The organism is Xanthomonas sp. WHRI 8932A (assembly GCF_035012785.1).
In the GTDB taxonomy this organism is placed as follows: domain Bacteria; phylum Pseudomonadota; class Gammaproteobacteria; order Xanthomonadales; family Xanthomonadaceae; genus Xanthomonas.
Genome location: NZ_JAYGQQ010000010.1, coordinates 96,274 through 111,683, shown reverse-complemented (window position 1 = coordinate 111,683; position 15,410 = coordinate 96,274). Strand labels below are relative to the sequence as shown.

The window sequence follows — 15,410 nt, the reverse complement described above, 5'->3', positions numbered from 1 at the left end:
GTCGCGAGCCCGCGCTCAGGCTGCTGCCTGGGTGTTTTCACCTTTACGAGAGTGCATAATCCAGTGCCGCACAAATCGCCGCGACCTGTGCGGCGTTGCACTGCTGCGGCGTGGCGCGGGGGCTGTCCGGGTACACCTCGGTGGTGGTGCGATAGCGCGCAGCGGTGACGCCGGCACACAGGCCCAGGCGTCGCACCGGGTAGTTGATCACCCCATGACCCGCGACCGGCGCACCGATGATCTGACCCTGCGCATCGGCTGGCGCGATATGCGTGACCTGTTCCACTGCCGCGATCACCGCCTGCTGAAATGCGGGCTGCGGGTCTTCGCTATCGCCCACCAGGTAGAACCCGTCCGGAATGCTGCCAGGCACGAACGGTACGCCATCGCGTGCCGCCAGCGCAGGCCGGAACTCGCTCTCATCGCTGTCGGTGGTTTCGTGCAGGTCGATATGCACCAGCATCGTGCCAGCGGTTGCGGCTACCAGTTGCATCAAGGCCGCCGACTCTGCAGCCGGAATGTTGTCGCGGAATGAGCGATTCGGGTCGACCGCGTCGGCGTTCCAGCGCTGGATGCGCTCATAGCCCCAGGGATTGACGCATGGCGCCACCAGCAGATTGATTCTGCCCACATACTCTGGAGCGCGTTGCTGCAAAAATAGCAGCGCGCCTTGCACGCCACTGGTCTCGTAGCCGTGCACGCCACCGGTGACGAGTGCGCACGGCAGCGTGTTGTCCCACGCGGCACTGCGCAATGCCAGCAACGGGTATTGCATGGAATCCGCCACGATGCTGCCGTAGTGCACGCGTTGGTAGCGCTCATCCAGTGCATCGATGACCTGCACCACCTCGGCGGCGTAACTGCGTTGCACCACTTGTTGCGCGCGCCATGCGCTGCGTTCGCCATCGCCCCATGCCTGGCCAGGAGTACCGATCGGATAATCGAGATGCGTTGTCATGATCGAGCCGGGTTGCCAAAGAGCGTCCAAGGGTAAGCGCTCGCCGCGCAGAAAGAAAAAGCCCGCACTTTTTAAGATGCCTAGAGCATCAGCGCTGGAGGCCACTGTGTGGCAGTCACGTGTGAGATGGCATCGCGAACCAAGCACTCTTCGATCAGCGCGGGGAGAAGTGCAAGCAGCCAGTCGGCAATAGCCTGGTCCTGGTCCTGATCCTGCGGCAGAGTCTGCCAGCAGACACTCTGTGCCTGGACTTCGCGCATGGTCTTGGCTGCACTCGGTAACGCGGTGGACGCGGCGATCTCCAGGTTCTCGAGCAACTAGCTGGCCAGCGCGTCTTCGATGACCTCATCGAAGATCGTCACGCCCCATGGCTGGGTTGAACGCAGCGATCTTTCTCATGGCGTCCTTCGCCGACGATGGCGAGCCGCCAAGCGTTCGATGCACGATTCCACCAGGCATTGCCGACCCCGGGTTTGCTCAAGATGCTGCTCGATGCGCGTCTTGAGTTGCCGCTTTTGCTCGATGCGCCCGGCCTGGCCCTTGCGCAGCGGTCCGGCCTGCCGCTCCGTTGCGCACGCTTCGCGCAACCATTGCATAGCGCTATCGCATCTGCGCTCTAGACCAGGCATCGCACGCGTGCGGGCCCGTTGTCGCTCTTGTGATTCGTTGCCAAGACCGTTCTGAGCACTCGCCTCATCACGTTGCAGATTCTGCAAGGTCTGCAAATTCTGCCGACGCCAGACTGCTTGATCACCAAAGGCGGAAAATTTGCACTGCAATCGATGGCGAGCGCGTGCAGGTCTGCAAAAATTTCCTGGGCACTTGTAATGCGTTTTGCATCAATCAGTTATGGACTTGGGAGCGCGGGCATTGCGGCGATGGCGTGTACCGATGTCATCTGCGTGCAATCGATTGTTTGTCGGCGCGTGCGCTTTGTGGGCGTGCGCCCTAAAAAAGCAGGCCCTGCGCCGTGACGGCGCAGGGCCTGCATCCCCTGAATCAATGACGGCACGCTATTGCATGCCCAACCGTTGACTACGCGGATTCTTCCTGTGGCTTGGCCTGCTTGGACCGCCCGCCCTTGCTGCCGATACGCGACATATGATCGCGATCGCGGCTCACGGCCTGGCCACCCTTACGACCGGCTTCGCGTGCCTCGTCGCTGGTGAATTCGTGCGCATTACCGCTGGCGTGTGCAGCCTTGCCACCGCTGCTGGCCAGCACGCGACGCTTCTCCGGGTCCAATGCGGCAAAGCCACGCCGGCTACGAGTACTGTTCTGTCCGTCTTCCACTGTGCCTCCTCTCGATGCATCGGGTACGTCATTCGGTGAGGGGCTTAACGCAACATTCGTGCCAACCAAAAACACAGGCCAAATGGGGGCAGACGAGCACATGCAGGAAAAAACGGCTGCGCTCGCTGCGCAAATCTTGCACACCTCACGCGCCTGGAGCCGCCGCATCGCACTGCAGGATGGGTAGCGCTACCAAAAATGACGAAACAGATGTCGTTAACGACCGGTCGGCCGCAGCGACAGCGCGCATCCGCGTACCGACGGAGGAGCGTCCGCGACGGGAGCCACGATTCGGATCAGCGTGGTCTGCGCTACATCCTGCCGTGTCGGATGGTCGGTTCACCCCGCACTGCAGGGACTGACAGAACGAGCCCTCGTCAGTTGCGCGCAGCCGGCATGCAGGATCGGCTTAAGTGCGCAATGCCGGCTCTAAGCGCAACTGACAAAAAAACGATTGTGCAGCCGCCCGGCGGGCGCGGCCGGTGCGAGGAATCGGCATGTACCACGCGCACCTTCCGATTCTAAGCGTGCCGTCCACACCTACCTGACGATTGCTCGCTGAGGTTTTCAGCCGCTCCAAACCGCCTCAGCGCGTCCGATGGCCGCTGGGTGTTGTGCCTTCAACCTGGCTGACCGATCAGCGGTCAGCGATCAGCGCTCAAAACCACACACACCCAGCATCGGCGGATCAGGCTGCTCGAGCAAAATCGCTCGCATGGTCCTGCGATTCGAACGTGCGCATGCTAGACAGCACGCGCATCAGGCAGTGCGCCATGACGCGCCGCGCAGCGCTTACCCCACTGCCTGCTGCAGTGCCGCACCAAAGCGATCGTCGCAGGCCACCGACGCTTCGGACAACGCATCGCCCACCAGCAGCAGGGTTGGCAGACCGGGCAACAGCGCTGCCGCGGCACTGCCCAGGTCGCCCAGTGTGGTCAGCCTGCGCTGTTGCTCCGGCCGCGTGGCCGCCTGCACGATGGCGGCCGGCGTGCTGGCCGGCAGATGCGCCAGCAACGCCGTCGCCAGCGCGTCTGCACGGCGCAACCCCATGTAGATGCCGAGCGTTGTGCCGCTGGCTGCCAGCGCGCCCCAGTTCGGCTCACCATGGTCGTGCGTATGCGCGGTAACAAACGTGATGCCGTGGCAATGGCTGCGATGTGTCAATGACACTTCCAGCGACGCTGCGGCGGCAAACGCGGCGCTGACGCCATTGATCACCTGCACGCCCACGCCGGCGCGTCGCAGAAAACCGATTTCTTCGCCCGCACGGCCGAACAACAACGCATCGCCGCCTTTGACGCGCACGACGCGCAAGCCCTGCAACGCATAACGCCGCATCAGCCGGCAGATGAATTCCTGCGGCGTGGAGCGGCAACCACCGCGCTTGCCCACGCGGATCACGCGCGCCTGCGGTGCCAGCGTGACGATGTCGGGGTTGGCCAGGTCGTCGAGCAACAGCACCTGCGCCACTGCCAGCGCCTTGACCGCCTTGATGGTGAGCAGCTCCAGATCGCCGGGACCGGCCGACAACAACACCACATCACGCGCGCAGGAAGGTGTGACTGACATGAGAGATCTCGCAGTGTGTGGAGGGATGAGGTGCATCAGGCCAGCCGCGGTTGGCGGCACAACCGGGTCAGTTGCGGAATGCAGGAACCGCAGACGGTGCCGCAGCCCAGGCGTTGCTTGAGCTGCGCCACGTCGGCGCCATCGTCGATGGCCGCATGAATCGCGGCGGCCGACACCTGCATGCAGGTGCACACGATCGGGTCGCTGGGCGCGGAAGGCGTCGGTGCGAACACGGCCAGCCGTGCACCCCGCCAGGGCTTGCCGGCCAAGGCGACCGTCAGCAGCGACTGATTGGCATCGCTGGGGTATGCGGCGGTCAGCAGCAGGCCATCGATATGGCTCTGCCCGTCCTGTGTGCGCCAGCCAACGCGGCGCATCAATCCGCGGCGCAGATCGCGGTATTCCAGAACGTCGGCGCCGGCCGGCAACTGCAGCGCAGCCACCAGACGATCGATCCAGGCAGGATCGGGCGCGCGCTCGCAGGCCGCATGCAGCACCGCCCACTGCCCACCGGCATCGGCTAAGGGTTCGGCATGCAGACGCAAGCTCGCGTAGCCGCACTCGCGCAGCAGCGGTTGCAGTGCCTGCTGCAACGCCAACGCATCACCGCGGCGTGCCGCCAGCAGATGCCAGCCAAACACCGCCTTCTCCACGCGGACTGCCGCGTGTTTGAGCTCCGGCTGTTGCGAGCGCGCATCCACCGCCGAGGTGCTGACCTCGTTGATGCCGCCGCTGGACAGCGTCTGCCCGCTCCAGTGCATTGCGGCAAAGACGGTTCCGGAGCGCAGTTCGTCCGACAACTCCAGCGGCAGCACCAGCGCACCGCGCTTGCTGGCCACCTGTACCAATTCGCCAGCCACCAGCCCGCGGCGTACGGCATCGTCCGGGTGCATGCGCAAGGACGGTTCCGGGCTGTGCGCATAGGCCGCGGCTACGCGCCCGGTGCGCGACATGCCATGCCATTGGTCGCGCAGGCGACCGGTGAGCAGGCGCATCGGAAAGCGTGCCGAGGTGGCTTCTGCCACCTTGCGATACGGCGTTGCATGAAACCGCGCACGGCCGTCGGCAGTGGCGAACACTCCATCGGTGTAGCGCCGTGCCTGCCCTTGCGTGGCCCCTGCAGGAAACGGCCATTGCTGCGGGCCATTGTCCAGCACTGCGTAATCCAGGCCACCGATATCCAGGTCGCGCCCTACCGTCAGCGCACGATGCTCGTCAAAGACCTCTGCGGTGCTGTCGAATGCAAACAGGCCGGCGCCTGTGGCGGGCGCCAGCAGCGCCTCCAGTCGACGCGCAACTTCGTTGGCAATCCACCAATCGGCACGCGCCTGCCCCGGCGCTTCCACTGCCTTGCGCACGCGGGTGATGCGGCGTTCGGAGTTGGTCACCGTGCCGTCCTTCTCGCCCCAACTGGCCGCCGGCAGCAAGACGTCGGCATAAGGCACGGTGTCGGTGCCGGAGAAGGCATCCTGCACGATCACCAGTTCGGCCTGTTCCAGCGCGGCGCGAATGCCGGCCACTTCCGGCATCGAATGCACGGGGTTGGTACAGACGATCCACACTGCCTTCAAGGTGCCGGTGCGCAGGCGCTCGAACAACTCCACCGCCGGCGTGCCGGGGTTCGGCGAGATGCGCCCCGCCGGCAGGCCCCAGAGCTGCTCCACTTCGGCACGATGCTCCGCATTGCCGATCTCGCGGTGCGCCGCCAGCATCGTCGCCATGCCGCCCACTTCGCGCCCGCCCATCGCATTGGGCTGGCCGGTCAGCGAAAACGGCCCCGCGCCCGGCTTGCCGATCTGACCGGTGGCCAGATGCAGATTGATCAACGCAAGATTCTTGTCGGTGCCGTGCGCCGACTGATTCAAGCCCATGCAATACAGCGACAGCGCCGCCGGGCTGCGCCCGAACCACTCGGCCGCCTGCACCAGGTCCTCGTGCGAGATTCCGCAGATCTCGGCGCTCATGCGCGGGGTGTACTCGCGCAACATCCGCTTGAGGGCATCGAACTCCTGAGTGCTCGCCGCAACGAAACGCGCATCCACCAGACCCTCCCAGATCAGGTGATGCAGCATGCCGTTGAACAAGGCGACGTCGGTGCCGGGTTCGATTGCAAGGTGCAGGTCGGCCATGGCCGCGGTATCGGTGCGCCGCGGATCGATCACGATCCAGCGAATGTCCGGGTTGCGTGCGCGCGCGTCTTCGAGCCGGCGAAACAGCACCGGATGCGCGTACGCCATGTTGCTGCCGGCAAACAGCACCGTGTGCGCCAGCTCCAGATCTTCATAGCAGGTCGGCGGGCCATCGGCACCGAGCGCAAGCTTGTACCCGGTGACCGCGCTGGACATGCACAGGCGCGAATTGGTATCGATGTTGTTGGTGCCGAGCAGGCCCTTGGCCAGCTTGTTGAAGACGTAGTAGTCCTCGGTGAGCAGCTGCCCGGACAGATAGAACGCCACCGAATCCGGGCCATGTTCCTTGACGATGGCAGCCAGCTTGCCGCTGACATGCTGCAGGGCCTGATCCCAGCTCACCGGCGCACGCGGTGCCTGCCGATGCCGGCGCAACTCCGGCGCAAGCACACGCCCCTGCGTGCTTGCAACGGTCTGTGGCAACGCCAGACCCTTGCTGCACAGACGGCCGTGATTGGCCGGATGCAGCGGGTCGCCTTCGATGCCCACGATGTGCTCGCCATCGGCGTCGTGCTCGCTGTGGATCAGCACGCCGCAACCCACACCGCAGTAGCAACAGGTCGAACGCGTGATGCGATGCATCGGCGCTGCCATATGCGACTGCGCTGCCGTGGCAGGCGACGCGGCCTGCAGGCCTTCGCTCATGTCGCCGGCTCGGTCACGGCATCCGGTTGCGACACCGGCTGCAACACGATCCACACGGCATCGGCTTCCACCTTGATCGGGTAGCGCGGCGCGCAGCCCACGTCCGGTGCGTAGGCCTGCCCGCTCTGCAAGCCGATCGCCCAGCCATGCAACGGGCAGGTCACGGTGTCGCCGGCCACGATCCCTTGCGACAACGGCCCGCCCTTGTGCGGGCAACGATCGCGCAGCGCAAACACCTGGTCGCCGGCAGTGCGGAAGATGGCGATCGGCGGCAGCCCATCGACTTCCAGCACGCGCGCGCCCAGCGCCGGCAGGTCCTGCAATGCACACACGCGCACCCATGCGGCGTTCTGCATGCTCATTCCTCCACCGTTGCGGCTGGCGCGGCGATGCGCAGCGGTTGGTATTCCTGGCGCCGCTCGCCGGCGATGCGCGCCTTCCAGGGGTCGACCAGGCCTTCGAGCGAATACAACAGCCGCTCGTACAGCGCACGCCGGTTGGCCGCGTCGTCCACCACCTGCGCACGGATGTAATCCAGCCCCACGCGTGCGATGTAGTGCACGGTGCGATCCAGGTAATAGGCCTGTTCGCGATACAGCTGCAAAAACGCACCGGTGTACTCGCGTACTTCCTCGGCCGTGGTCACCTTGACCAGGAAGCGCGCAACCTCGGTCTTGATGCCGCCATTGCCGCCAACGTGCAGCTCCCAGCCCGAGTCCACCGCGATGATGCCCACATCCTTGATGCCGGATTCGGCGCAATTCCGCGGGCAACCGGACACCGCCAGCTTCACCTTGTGCGGGCTCCACATGTTGGCCAACATGGTTTCCAGATCGATGCCCATCTGCGTGCTGTTCTGGGTGCCGAAGCGACAAAACTCGCTGCCCACGCAGGTCTTCACCGTGCGGATCGACTTGCCGTAGGCATGGCCGGACGGCATGCCCAGATCGCGCCACACATCCACCAGATCTTCTTTCTTGACGCCAAGCAGATCGATGCGCTGGCCGCCGGTCACCTTGACCATCGGCACCGCGTACTTGTCGGCGACATGGGCAATGCGGCGCAGCTCGCTGGCGTTGGTCACCCCGCCTTTCATCTGCGGAATCACCGAGAAGGTGCCGTCTTTCTGGATGTTGGCGTGCGCGCGCTCGTTGATGAAACGCGATTGCGGGTCGTCGATGGCTTCATGCGGCCAGGTCGAGAGCATGTAGTAGTTGATCGCCGGCCGGCAGGTGGCGCAGCCATTGGGCGTGCGCCACTCCATGAAGGCATAGGCCTGTGCGTGGGTCAGCAGTTTGTGTTCACGAATGGCACGGCGCACTTCGCCATGACTCAAGTCGGTACACGCGCAAACCGCCTTGGTTTTCGGAGTTTCCTGGAAGTTGGAACCCAGGCAGTTCATCAGGATCTGTTCGACCAAACCGGTGCACGAACCGCAGGAACTGGCCGCCTTGGTGTGCTTTTTCACCTCGTCCACAGTGAACAGGCCTTGCTCACTGATCGCTTTGACAATCGTGCCCTTGCACACGCCGTTGCAACCGCAGACCTCATCGCTGTCGGACATCGCGCTGGCACGGTCCTGGCCGCCGGTGCCCGAGTCGCCCAACGCGCTTTCGCCGAAGATCAGTTGGTCGCGTTGCGCCTGGATCGGCGTGCCGTCCTTGAGCAACTTGAAGTACCAGCCGCCATCGCTGGTGTCGCCATACAGGCACGCACCCACCAGCACGTCGTCGCGGATCACCAGCTTTTTATAGACGCCGCCGGCCGGGTCGGACAGCACGATTTCTTCGCAGCCATCGCCACCCATGAAGTCGCCGGCCGAGAACAGGTCGATGCCGGTGACCTTGAGTTTGGTCGATGCCACCGAGCCGCGATAGATACCGATACCGAACTGCGCCAGATGATTGGCGCAGACCTTGGCCTGCTCGAACAATGGCGCGACCAGGCCATACGCAATGCCACGATGGTTGGCGCACTCGCCCACCGCATACACGCGCGGGTCGAAACTCTGCAGGCTGTCGTTGACCACGATGCCGCGTGAGCAATGGATGCCGGCTTCTTCGGCCAGCCGCGTGTTCGGGCGGATACCGGCGGCCATCACCACCAGATCGGCGGGAATCTCGCTGCCGTCGGCAAACTTCACCCCGATCACTTCGCCCTGCGCATTGCCCAGCAGCGCGCTGGTGGCGGTATTGAGGCGAAACTCCAGCCCGCGTGCGCGCAGTGCCTGTTGCAACAGGTTGCCGGCCACCGGGTCGAGCTGGCGCTCCAGCAACCAGCCAGCCAGGTGCACCACGGTCACATCCATGCCACGTACTTTCAACCCGTTGGCCGCTTCCAGACCGAGCAGGCCGCCACCGATCACCACCGCATGCTGTCTGCTGCGCGCGGTGTCGATCATGGTGCGGGTGTCCTGGATATCGCGATACCCGATCACGCCTTTCAACGTATTGCCGGGAATCGGCAGCACGAACGGCACTGAGCCGGTGGCGATCAACAACCGGTCGTACTCGGCTTCGGTGCCATCGGCGGCGATCACGCGGCGGCGCACGCGATCGATGCGCGTCACTTCCTTGTTCAAGTGCAGATGGATGCCGTTGTCGCGGTACCACTGCAGCGGATTCAACACGATGTCGTCGAACTCCTGCTCGCCGGCCAACACGGGCGAGAGCAGGATGCGGTTGTAGTTGGGATGCGGCTCGGCCCCGAACACGGTGATGTGATACATGCCCGGCATCAGCTTGAGCAGTTCTTCCACGGTGCGGATGCCGGCCATGCCGTTGCCGATGACGACGAGTCTGGGTTGCTTCATTGCCTGGATTCCTGTCGACATGTCAGACGCGCGCCGCGCCGGCGGTGGACCACTCGCTGCGCCACTGGGTCTTGACCCCGGCCAGCAGCGCCCAGCCACCCAACGCGAACGCGGCGAACAGCCACATGCCCAATGCATAACTGCCGGTGTGTTGCTTGAGCACGCCAAGGCTCGCGGCCAGCGCAAACCCGCCGATGCCGCCGGCCATGCCGATCAAGCCGGTCATCACCCCGATGTCCTGGCCAAATCGCTGCGGCACCAGCTGAAAAACAGCGCCATTGCCAGCACCAAGGCACAGCAAGGTCAGTACGAACAACGCCAGCGTGAGCGTGGCCCCACCCGCACCGAACCCGGCAATGCCCACCAGCACGGCCACCAGCAGATACACCGTCAGCAAGGCACGTGTGCCGCCAACGCGATCGGCAATGACGCCGCCGAGCGGGCGCATCACCGAACCGGCTAGCACGCAGGCCGCAGTCGCCCACCCGGCAGTGCGCGCATCGAAGCCGAACTGGTCATGGAAGTAGCCCGGCAACGCGCTCGCAAAGCCGGAAAACCCGCCAAAGGTGATCGCGTAGAAAAACATGAAGCGCCATGCATCGCGGTTACCCACCAGCACGCGGCCGTAGTCGGCCCATTGCTTGCGTGCGACCGGTGTGGGCGCTTCCTTGGCAATCGACGCAAACACGATCAGCGTCAGCACCAAGGGGATGCACGCCAGTCCAAATACGTTTTGATAGCCGAATGCGGCGGCCAGCATTGGCGCGAACAACGCGGCCAGCACCGTGCCGGAATTGCCTGCACCGGCAATGCCCATCGCAGTGCCCTGATGCTCGGGCGGATACCAGCGCGATGCCAGCGGCAATGCCACTGCAAACGAGGCGCCGGCAATGCCGAGCAGCACACCCAATATCAACACCTGCCCCATGCTGTTGACGCCTAGTTGCCAGGCGCCGAATAACGCGGCGATGACGGCAAGCTGCGCGAGTACGCCGGCACGCTTTGCACCGACGCGATCGGCAAACATGCCCAGCACCAGGCGCAGCACCGCGCCGCACAGGATGGGCACCGCCACCATCAAGGCGCGCTGCTGCGTATCCAATCCCAGCGCTTGCGCAATCGGCACCTGCAACGGCCCGAGCAGATACCACACCATGAAGCTCAGGTCGAAATACAGGAAGGATGCGAACAAGGTGGGCGTGTGCCCGGATCGCCAGAACGAGCGCTGCATAGAGACCTCTTCGAATGCGATGGCCAAAAAAAAACGGCGTCCCTCCGGTAAACCGGAAGGACGCCGTTGTCCTGGATGCGTGCGGATCGCCGTTGAGCCGCTGCACCGTGTACGTGTTGTTGCAGGCACGCCGTTGTACCTGCACGTGACTGCTACGCAATCAGCGTGCCAACTTTTTCATCAACACGTCACATTTCTGCAAGCCATTGAAAAATAGATGTTTCATTGAATTTCGCGCGAATGCTTCGCGGCTTTCTGGTAGGCAGATGCAGCTCGCCACTCCCGTCTTTCGTGCGGCTACGCACCAATAGCGTGCGCCGGTCATCCAGGTTGCTACCTAGGCAAGATCACATGCTGCACCCATCGCGTGTGCCGCAGCGAAGCCGTGGATCTATGGCTCCGCAGTGGATGCATCTGCGCTGTCCAAGCATTGCGATGCAGAAGATAAGTCGCTGAGTCGCGTCGTTATAGAGACAGGCAACCGCTGACTGCGTCGAGAGCGCGGTGCCCTCACCGCTCGCGGGACACGCCGTGCATCCGTCCGTGGAGGATCGGTGGCGGCATCCATGCCGCCACACGGTCCCGCGAGCGGCAAGGACACCGCGCCAGACAGTCTGCTGGCGGCTTTATTGAAAACCCAACACGCCGACCATCTTCACTGGTCCTTATCCGCCTACCGTCGCAGGACCTTATGCCGCATAAGAGCCTCCCCGGAAGGATTCACGGCGTGTCCCGCGATGGTGGCCGGGCAAGGCCCTGCAAAAAAACCGCGTCAGTCGCCTATGGGGGTATCGAACAACCGATTGCGCCGATGATCGCCATCCGGCACAGCCACCCCCACGCGCACCGCAGCACGGCGATAGTTGTCCAAGCGATGGATGTCGCGCAGCCGCGCGATATCGTCGTCCTGGATGTCATGCCATCCCCAGCGCTGGAACTGGCGCAGGAACCACTCGCCATCCGATAGCCAAGGCATGTTCACCGTGCCGTGGCGATGGAAGGCCAGCGCAGTGGCATCGCGCGCTAGACCATCGACATCGGCATCCAGGCACGCTTCCAGATGCGCCGCCGACACGCCGATATGCTGCGGCTCCGCCAACCACTGCGCGCAGTGCGCGCGGTTCTCCGCGGAGGCATCCAGCCAGCGGCACGCTTCCAGCACGCAGGCGGTCAATTGCTCGGTCAGCTCCGGCTGCAAGGCGGCAAACTCACGCCGGCAGGCCAGTACCTTTTCGGGATGACCGGGCCACAGTTGACCGCTGCGGATCACCCGCGCGCCGCTGCCCTGCGCCTGCGCCACGGCTGCCCAGGGCTCCCCGGAGCAGTAGCCGTCGATCAATCCACTGGCCAGGGCATCGGGCATCTGCGGCGGTGGAATGCTGAGCACATCGACATCGCGCATTGGATCCACGCCGCCCGCGGCCAGCCAGTAATACAGCCACAACGCGTGCGTGCCAGTGGGAAAGGTCTGCGCAAACACCGCGCGTCGTCCCAGGTTGTTCAGTACCTGCGGCAGCGCCTGGCCGTCGACAAGCGCCTGCGCCAATGCCGGCGCCATGGTGATCGCCTGACCGTTGTGGTTGAGCGTCATCAGCAACGCCATCGGGCACTGCGGCCCGGCAACGCCCAAATCGATGGCATACACCAGGCTGGCCAGCGCATGCGCTGCGTCCACCTCGCCCGCCAGCAGACGGTCGCGCACGCCGGCCCAGGAGGCCTGCCGGTGCAGGTCCAGCTGCAGGCCGTGCACGCGATCCAGGCCCAGCCGGTGTGCGGCAATCAACGGCGCGCAGTCGATCAGCGGCATGTAGGCCACGCGCAATACGGGGAGATCGGCTTGGCTCATCTGTTCATCCCAACAACTCGGCCATGGCCACGATACGTCGCGCCACTTCGGCCAGCTTGACGCCCTGCTTCATCGCCTGCTGGCGCAGCGCTGCGTACGCATCGGCCTCGCTGAGGCCACGTTTTTCCATCAGCAGACCCTTGGCGCGATCGATCTGTTTGCGGTCCTGCAAGGCCTGCTGCACATCGTCCAGGCGCTTGCGCATGCTGCTTTCGTGCGCAAACCGGGCCAGCGCCACCTGCACGATCGGCGCCAGCCGCGCCGGCGCCAGGCCATCCACCACATACGCGGTGACACCTGCGCCTACCGCCGCGTGGATCAGCGCGTCGTCGCCATCTCCGGAAAACATCACCACCGGGCGCGGCGCGTGGGTGTGCAGCATCGACAACTGCTCCAACGTGTCGCGCGACGGCGAATCCACGTCGATCACCACCACATCCGGCTGCTGGCTCTGCACCGCATGCAGCAATGCACCGACCGATGCCACATCGTCGAGCACCGTGTAGCCGGCGCGCGTCAACGCCTGGCGCAGTTCGCCAATGGGCTTTTCGGTATCGTTGACCAGCAAAACACGCATTGGCGGCGGCGAGGCGTGTGGACGTGGCCCGATGGTGCCATGCAACATGCCGTTGGTGCGAGTCATCATTTTGGAGTGGGCCTGATGCCGTTGTTCCCGTTGTTCGCAAATCTGCAGGGGCGTGCCGTGCTGGTGATCGGCGGTGGCGAGGTCGCCACGCGCAAGGTGCTCGCGCTGCTCAAGGCAGGCGCGCAGATCCGCCTGTATGCGCACGCGCTGTCGCCCGAACTTGCGGAGTTGATGCAGGCCGGGCGCTTCGAGCAGCTGGGCGGGGAGTTCGATCCGGCCTGGATAGACACGGTCTGGCTGGTGGTCGCGGCCACCGACGACACCGACTTGAATCAACGCGTTGCTGCGGCCGCGGGCGCACGCCAGCGGCTGGTCAACGTGGTGGACGATGCCGAGCTGTCGACGTACCAGGTGCCGGCGATCGTTGATCGCGACCCGCTGGTCATCGCCATTTCATCGGCCGGTGCGGCGCCGATGCTGGCACGCCGCCTGCGCGAGCGGCTCGAGCGCGAGCTGGATGCATCGGTGGGCCGCTTCGCTGGTTTGTTTGCGCGCCATCGCGAGCGTATCCGCAGCCAATTTCCCGATATGAACCGGCGCAGGCGGTGGTTCGATCGCGTGATCGATGGGCAGGTGCCGTTGCTGCTGCAGGCCGGCGACGATGCCGCAGCCGACGCTGCGTTCAACGCGGCATTGGACGACGCTGATACCGTCCCGGCGCGCGGCAGCGTGCAGCTGGTCGGCACCGGCCCCGGCGATCCAGGGCTGCTGACCTTGAAGGCGTTGCGTGCAATGAATCTGGCCGATGTGCTGCTGGTCGGCGCGGATGTGCCCGACGCGGTAGTCGAGCTGGCCCGCCGCGACGCCTCGCGGCGCGCACTGCCGCCCGAGCCCCAGGAACAGCACGCATTGCTGCTGGAACTGGCAAGCGAAGGCCTGCATGTGGTCGCGCTGCGCAGCGGTACCGGCTACTGCCCTATGGCAGCGGCCCCGATCGAAGCCGCACTGCAGGAACGCGGACTGGCCTGCGAGCGCGTACCAGGCATTTGCACCGAACGGTGCAAGCGGCTCACGCCGTGACCAAGAGCGGCTAACAGAAACGTCTACGCAGCACCCAAGCGGCGCGGTCGGTGCTCTGAGTGCATATGTATCGCTCATGCAATCAGCTTCCGGTGTGCCGTCCTTACCCGCCTGACGACTGCTCACTACGTTTTAAGCCGATTCAAGTCGCAAGCAGACTGCGGCCGTGTCGGTGCTGGGCAGACCGCAGGACGAGCGCCTACCGCATTCTGTCCCCGTGTCGTCCCATCACGCGCATGCAGCAACGGCGCATTTAAGACGTCAACTCACTCCTTCGGAAACCGCTTGCGCGCACTGTCGCGCACATCGATATCGAAGGTCACGTGTAGCGCCATGTGTTCTGCATGCCCAGCGCCCGCATCGAAACTGAAGCTCAATCCCTCGCGGCTCGGAAGTTGGCGGGCGTGTTGTTCCAACGCGTCGCGCGGCAACAGCAATTGCCAGTGATCGGTGGCGCAATTGCACGCAGCGTGACCGCCGGTCAGGCTGACGCTATGCCGCACCAGCCGCGCGCCCTGCCCGCTTGGCAAGCGGCTGAGATTGTCGACACTGCGACCGGCAAGCAAAGCAGCCAGTTCGTCTTCGTCGATACGGAACCGCACCTGCTGACCTTCAATCTGGATTTTCATGAATAAGCTGGCTCCACTGCTCGGGCGTATTGCAATTGACGAACGCGGCGCGTTCGCTGTCTGTGACAGCCACGCGATGGCACTGCAGTGAACGCTGCAGGGCACGCAGCGAGCGTGATGCTGCAGCACCGTGCATCAACGTCGACAACGCTTCACGCACGGAGGCGTCGATGCATAGGCGCATCGGCAACATCTGCTCATCGAAAGTGACACAGCGCTGCTGCGCGGGTGTCAGTAGCCGCGCGATCAACTGCGTGGACAGCAGCGGCATATCCACCGGCACCACCACCAGCGTGGTCAGATCGGCGACCTGATCGATCACGCTGACCAACCCGCCGAGCGGCCCCAGATCCGGATGCGTGTCGGCGATGCCGTCATAGTCCGGGCGCTGGCCGCTGATCAGCACATCCTGCGCACCCGCATCGCGCAGCAGCGCCTGCATCTGCGCAACCAATGGACGCCCGCGCCAAAGCAGCATGGCCTTGTCCTGCCCCATCCGCGACGAGCGGCCACCGGCCAGCACCACGCCAGTCCATGGAGATGCGGCGCTCATGCCGTGCACGCGCCTGTCG

The 15,410-nt window shown here is 64.5% G+C and carries 12 protein-coding genes, 2 other RNA genes and 1 pseudogene; 3 read left to right on the top strand and 12 right to left on the bottom strand.

The annotated features are described in order from the left end of the window. Positions 1 to 43 precede the first annotated feature (43 nt). The 3 genes and pseudogenes from VC212_RS17055 to VC212_RS17045 all read right to left on the bottom strand — a co-directional run bounded on the left by VC212_RS17055 (position 44) and on the right by VC212_RS17045 (position 2,251). Positions 44 to 958 (bottom strand): M14 family metallocarboxypeptidase, encoded by a 915-nt coding sequence (locus VC212_RS17055; protein ID WP_323526446.1) that lies wholly within the window; start codon positions 956 to 958, stop codon positions 44 to 46. 80 nt (positions 959 to 1,038) lie between these two features. Next, positions 1,039 to 1,587 (bottom strand): annotated as a pseudogene (locus VC212_RS17050) (DUF892 family protein). A 406-nt stretch (positions 1,588 to 1,993) separates the two neighbouring features. Beyond that, a complete protein-coding gene (locus tag VC212_RS17045; protein WP_005990975.1) occupies positions 1,994 to 2,251 on the bottom strand; it encodes a KGG domain-containing protein in 258 nt (85 codons plus the stop codon). Positions 2,252 to 2,748: 497 nt separating this feature from the next. On the opposite strand from VC212_RS17045, the gene VC212_RS17040 reads away from it, so the two are divergent. Further along, a non-coding RNA gene (locus VC212_RS17040) (sX9 sRNA) lies at positions 2,749 to 2,824 on the top strand. 219 nt (positions 2,825 to 3,043) lie between these two features. Here the strand turns inward: VC212_RS17040 and cobA are convergent. The 7 genes from cobA to VC212_RS17005 form a co-directional block, all read right to left on the bottom strand. Beyond that, positions 3,044 to 3,790 carry a uroporphyrinogen-III C-methyltransferase gene (cobA, locus tag VC212_RS17035; RefSeq protein ID WP_323526509.1) on the bottom strand — a complete coding sequence of 249 codons (747 nt, stop codon included), beginning with the start codon at positions 3,788 to 3,790 and terminating at the stop codon, positions 3,044 to 3,046. A 65-nt stretch (positions 3,791 to 3,855) separates the two neighbouring features. Further along, positions 3,856 to 6,654 carry a molybdopterin-dependent oxidoreductase gene (locus tag VC212_RS17030; protein ID WP_323526445.1) on the bottom strand — a complete coding sequence of 933 codons (2,799 nt, stop codon included), beginning with the start codon at positions 6,652 to 6,654 and terminating at the stop codon, positions 3,856 to 3,858. Further along, entirely contained in the window at positions 6,651 to 7,016 is a 366-nt protein-coding gene (nirD, locus tag VC212_RS17025) for a nitrite reductase small subunit NirD (RefSeq protein WP_323526444.1), read from the bottom strand. Before nirD ends, VC212_RS17030 begins: the two co-directional genes overlap by 4 nt. Continuing rightward, entirely contained in the window at positions 7,013 to 9,430 is a 2,418-nt protein-coding gene (nirB, locus tag VC212_RS17020) for a nitrite reductase large subunit NirB (protein ID WP_323526508.1), read from the bottom strand. Before nirB ends, nirD begins: the two co-directional genes overlap by 4 nt. Positions 9,431 to 9,488: 58 nt before the next feature. Further along, positions 9,489 to 10,658, bottom strand: coding sequence for a nitrate/nitrite transporter (locus VC212_RS17015; protein ID WP_193552886.1), 1,170 nt, complete (start codon positions 10,656 to 10,658; stop codon positions 9,489 to 9,491). A gap of 811 nt (positions 10,659 to 11,469) precedes the next feature. Next, the gene (locus tag VC212_RS17010; protein WP_323526443.1) at positions 11,470 to 12,543 is read right to left on the bottom strand and encodes a CmpA/NrtA family ABC transporter substrate-binding protein; all 1,074 of its coding nucleotides are present in this window, start codon (positions 12,541 to 12,543) and stop codon (positions 11,470 to 11,472) included. A 4-nt stretch (positions 12,544 to 12,547) separates the two neighbouring features. Beyond that, a complete protein-coding gene (locus VC212_RS17005) occupies positions 12,548 to 13,120 on the bottom strand; it encodes an ANTAR domain-containing protein (RefSeq protein WP_055854586.1) in 573 nt (190 codons plus the stop codon). An 84-nt stretch (positions 13,121 to 13,204) separates the two neighbouring features. Here VC212_RS17005 and VC212_RS17000 point away from each other — a divergent pair, with 84 nt between their 5' ends. Together VC212_RS17000 and VC212_RS16995 are read left to right on the top strand one after the other, a co-directional pair. Next, positions 13,205 to 14,209 (top strand): NAD(P)-dependent oxidoreductase, encoded by a 1,005-nt coding sequence (locus tag VC212_RS17000; protein ID WP_323526442.1) that lies wholly within the window; start codon positions 13,205 to 13,207, stop codon positions 14,207 to 14,209. Positions 14,210 to 14,274: 65 nt separating this feature from the next. Next, positions 14,275 to 14,348: non-coding RNA, sX9 sRNA (locus VC212_RS16995), on the top strand. Between the two features lie 127 nt (positions 14,349 to 14,475). Here the strand turns inward: VC212_RS16995 and VC212_RS16990 are convergent. Further along, on the bottom strand, positions 14,476 to 14,838 hold the full coding sequence (locus tag VC212_RS16990; RefSeq protein WP_115553801.1) for a hypothetical protein: 363 nt from the start codon (positions 14,836 to 14,838) through the stop codon (positions 14,476 to 14,478). Beyond that, on the bottom strand, positions 14,822 to 15,391 hold the full coding sequence (locus tag VC212_RS16985; RefSeq protein ID WP_115553800.1) for a molybdenum cofactor guanylyltransferase: 570 nt from the start codon (positions 15,389 to 15,391) through the stop codon (positions 14,822 to 14,824). Before VC212_RS16985 ends, VC212_RS16990 begins: the two co-directional genes overlap by 17 nt. Positions 15,392 to 15,410: the final 19 nt, after the last annotated feature.